Source organism: Streptomyces oryzae (genome assembly GCF_017676365.1).
GTDB lineage: Bacteria > Actinomycetota > Actinomycetes > Streptomycetales > Streptomycetaceae > Streptomyces > Streptomyces oryzae.
Map to the genome: position 1 here is coordinate 1 of NZ_JADKMA010000361.1, position 2,887 is coordinate 2,887.

Below are 2,887 nucleotides of genomic sequence, written 5' to 3' on the forward strand. Positions count from 1 at the left end.
CGTCCCTGCCTCCGTCGGCCGGGCGTCATCTCATCCACGTCACCCGGGACTCCGTGACGCTCAGCTCGCGCACCGGCGGTCGCGAGATACGGCTGGTGGTGGCGCGTCACCCCTCGACGGCGGGTGGGGCGGCGTCCCTGGAGCTGCCGATGGCCAGCCGGTCGCACAGCGCGTCCAGCCGCTCGACGGCCTCCGGCGCGGTGAGCGGTGTGCGGCTGTCGGGGCCGTAGCCAGCACTGTTGTCTGCACTGTTGTCTGCGCTGTTGTCCGCACCGTTGTCCGCGCGGTCGCCGGTGACGCGGTCCGTACCGGCCTCCATGCCGCCGTCCGCCGCACCGGCGCAGTAGGCGCGGATGGTGCCGTCGAGGCGGAGTTCGGGGACGCTCGCGGGCAGCTCGCCGCGCAGCCGCTGGGCCGAGTCGGCGAACTGGACGGCCAGCTGGTGGTGGCCGGCCAGGTGCAGGATGTAGCCCGCGGTGAGCAGGGTATGGCCGACGAGGGTCTCCGGGATGCCGACCTCCAGCCCGGCGCGGAGGGCGGCGCAGATCTTGCGGATGGCCTCCGGGAGGAGTTCGGGTCCCTCGGAGGCGGTGATGCGGGCGTCCAGCACGCGCATCATGACGTCGAACATCGCGGGCGGCGTACCGATCGAGGCGTTCTTCAGGCTCTGGGTGTGGAGTTCGCGGGCCCACGGGATGTCGCCAGCCTCGGTCGCCGCGACCGCGCGGACGAAGACCGCGATGGTCAGTGCGTCCCGGATACCGAGGCGTTCCGCGTCCTCGATGGCCTGGCGGGCGAGCAGGTCGGCCTGTTCCGTGTCGCCCCTGCGGAACCAGATGTCGGCGATACGGGCGAGCAGCAGCGGCATCTCGGTGAAGGCGCCGAGCTGCTGCGCATAGCGCAGGGCGGTCTCGCACTCGGCGCGGGCGTCGTCGTAGTGGCCCTCCTGGAGGGCCACTTCCGCGCGCAGCCCGCACAGCTGGCTCAGCAGCCAGCGGTCGCCGGTGCTCTCGGCGAGGGAGCTGATCTCCGGAAGGCTGTCCTTGGTGGCGGACACTCCGCCGGGAAGGTCCATGCGCACATGGGCGCGGAAGAGCAGCGCCACGGCCAGCTCCCACGGACCGGCATAGCGGCGGCAGTTGGCGATGGACAGGTCCATGAGGGCCGCCACACCCTTGCTGCCCTCCACCAGATAGCCGGTGAACGGCCAGAGCATGCCGGGGAAGCGGGCGGCGGCCGGGCCGGGTTCGCGGAAGGCGGTGACCAGTTCCTTGGCGACGGCCTGGTGGTACGGGTCGGTGAGGAGCTCCTGGGTGTAGTGCTCGGCGAGCAGGAAGTAGTCCAGCAGCTGGAACTCCCGGAAAAGCAGCTCCTCGTCCGCGTCGCGCTCCTCAACGGTGGCGGGAAGCATCGACAGGACGGCCTCGACCCAGTGGGCGCCCTCGTCGCGGTAGTTGCGCAGCCACCAGAACCAGCCTGCCGCGCGGACGAGCGAGACGACCGTGTCCCGTTCCCCGTTCCGCAGCGAGCGGTGCAGGGCGGCGCGGATGTTGTCCAGGTCCGCCTCGACCTTCGGCAGCCAGGAGAGCTGTTCGGCTGAGCGGAGGCGGGGTTCGGCCGCGCTGGCGAAGCGGAGGATCTGGGCGGTGTGCCGGGCCTCGGCCGCCTCGAGGTCCTCCGGGTGTTCGGCGGCACGCTCGCGGGCGTAGTCGTGGATCGTCTCCAGCATCCGGTAGCGCACGCCGGTGCCGGTGAGGGCGGGTGGCTGGTCGGCGACGAGGATGGACTTGTCCACCAGCGCGCAGAGCAGGTCGAGTACGTCGTCGGGGTGGAGCCGGTCCGGGTGGGTGTCCGGTGCGGATGGTGGCTCCGCGGTCTCGGGCGCCCCGCCGTCCTCGGACGATCCCCGGTCCCCCGGCGGCCCGTCCGCGCACACGTGTTCGGCGGCGGAGAGGGTGCAGCCGCCCGCGAAGACGGAGAGTCGGCGTACGACCGTGCGTTCGCGTTCGTCCAGCAGATCCCAGGACCAGTCCACGACGGCGCGCAGCGTCTGCTGGCGTGGCAGTACGGTGCGGCTGCCGCTGGTCAGCAGGCGGAAGCGGTCGTCGAGCCGGTCGGCGATCTGGCGCGGGGTGAGCGACCGCAGCCGCGCTGCCGCCAGCTCGATCGCGAGGGGCAGCCCGTCGAGGCGGCGGCAGATCTCGGCGACGGCCTCCGGGTCCTCACTCGCACGGAACCCGGGGCGGGCCGCGGCGGCGCGGTCCGCGAACAGGCGGTGTGCGGGCGCGGGCGGCAGCGGCTCGACCGGGCGTACCGTCTCGCCCGGTATGCCGAGCCGTTCGCGGCTGGTGGCCAGCACGGTGAGTCCGGGACAGTGCGCCAGCAGCGTCTCGGCGAGGGTGGCGGCGGCGTGGACGACGTGCTCGCAGTTGTCGAGCACCAGCAACAGAGCGCGCTGCTCCAGGTGTTCGACCAGCAGCGATGTCGGGTCCGCCTCGCCGCCCAGCGAACGGGCACCTTCGGTGGCTGCCGTGGACAGCGAGGTCACCCGGCGGCCGAGGGCGCTGAGCACAGCACCCGGAACCGCGGCGGGATGGTCGAGCGGCGCCAGCTCCACCAGCCAGGTGCCGTCGGGATACGGCACAGGGTCCGCGGCGGCCGACACCGCGGCGACCTGCTCGGCCAGCCGGGTCTTGCCCGAGCCGCCCGGCCCGATCAGGGTGACCAGCCGCGAGTCGGCGAGGTCGGCGCCGATGGCGGCGATGTCAGCCTCCCGCCCGACGAAGCTGGTCAGCCGCGCGCGGAGGTTGCCGGGCGAGGGCCGCGCGCCCTGGTCGGCACGCGGCGGCGCGGGGGTTTCGGGGGATGCGGCGGATGGGGGTGGTGG

The 2,887-nt window shown here is 73.2% G+C and carries 1 protein-coding gene; it reads right to left on the reverse strand.

Translation table 11 applies throughout. From position 1 onward, the window contains the following. Positions 1 to 106 precede the first annotated feature (106 nt). Positions 107 to 2,887, reverse strand: a 2,781-nt coding sequence (locus tag ITI46_RS34010; protein WP_209243845.1) for an ATP-binding protein, incomplete at its 5' end; no start/stop codon positions are given.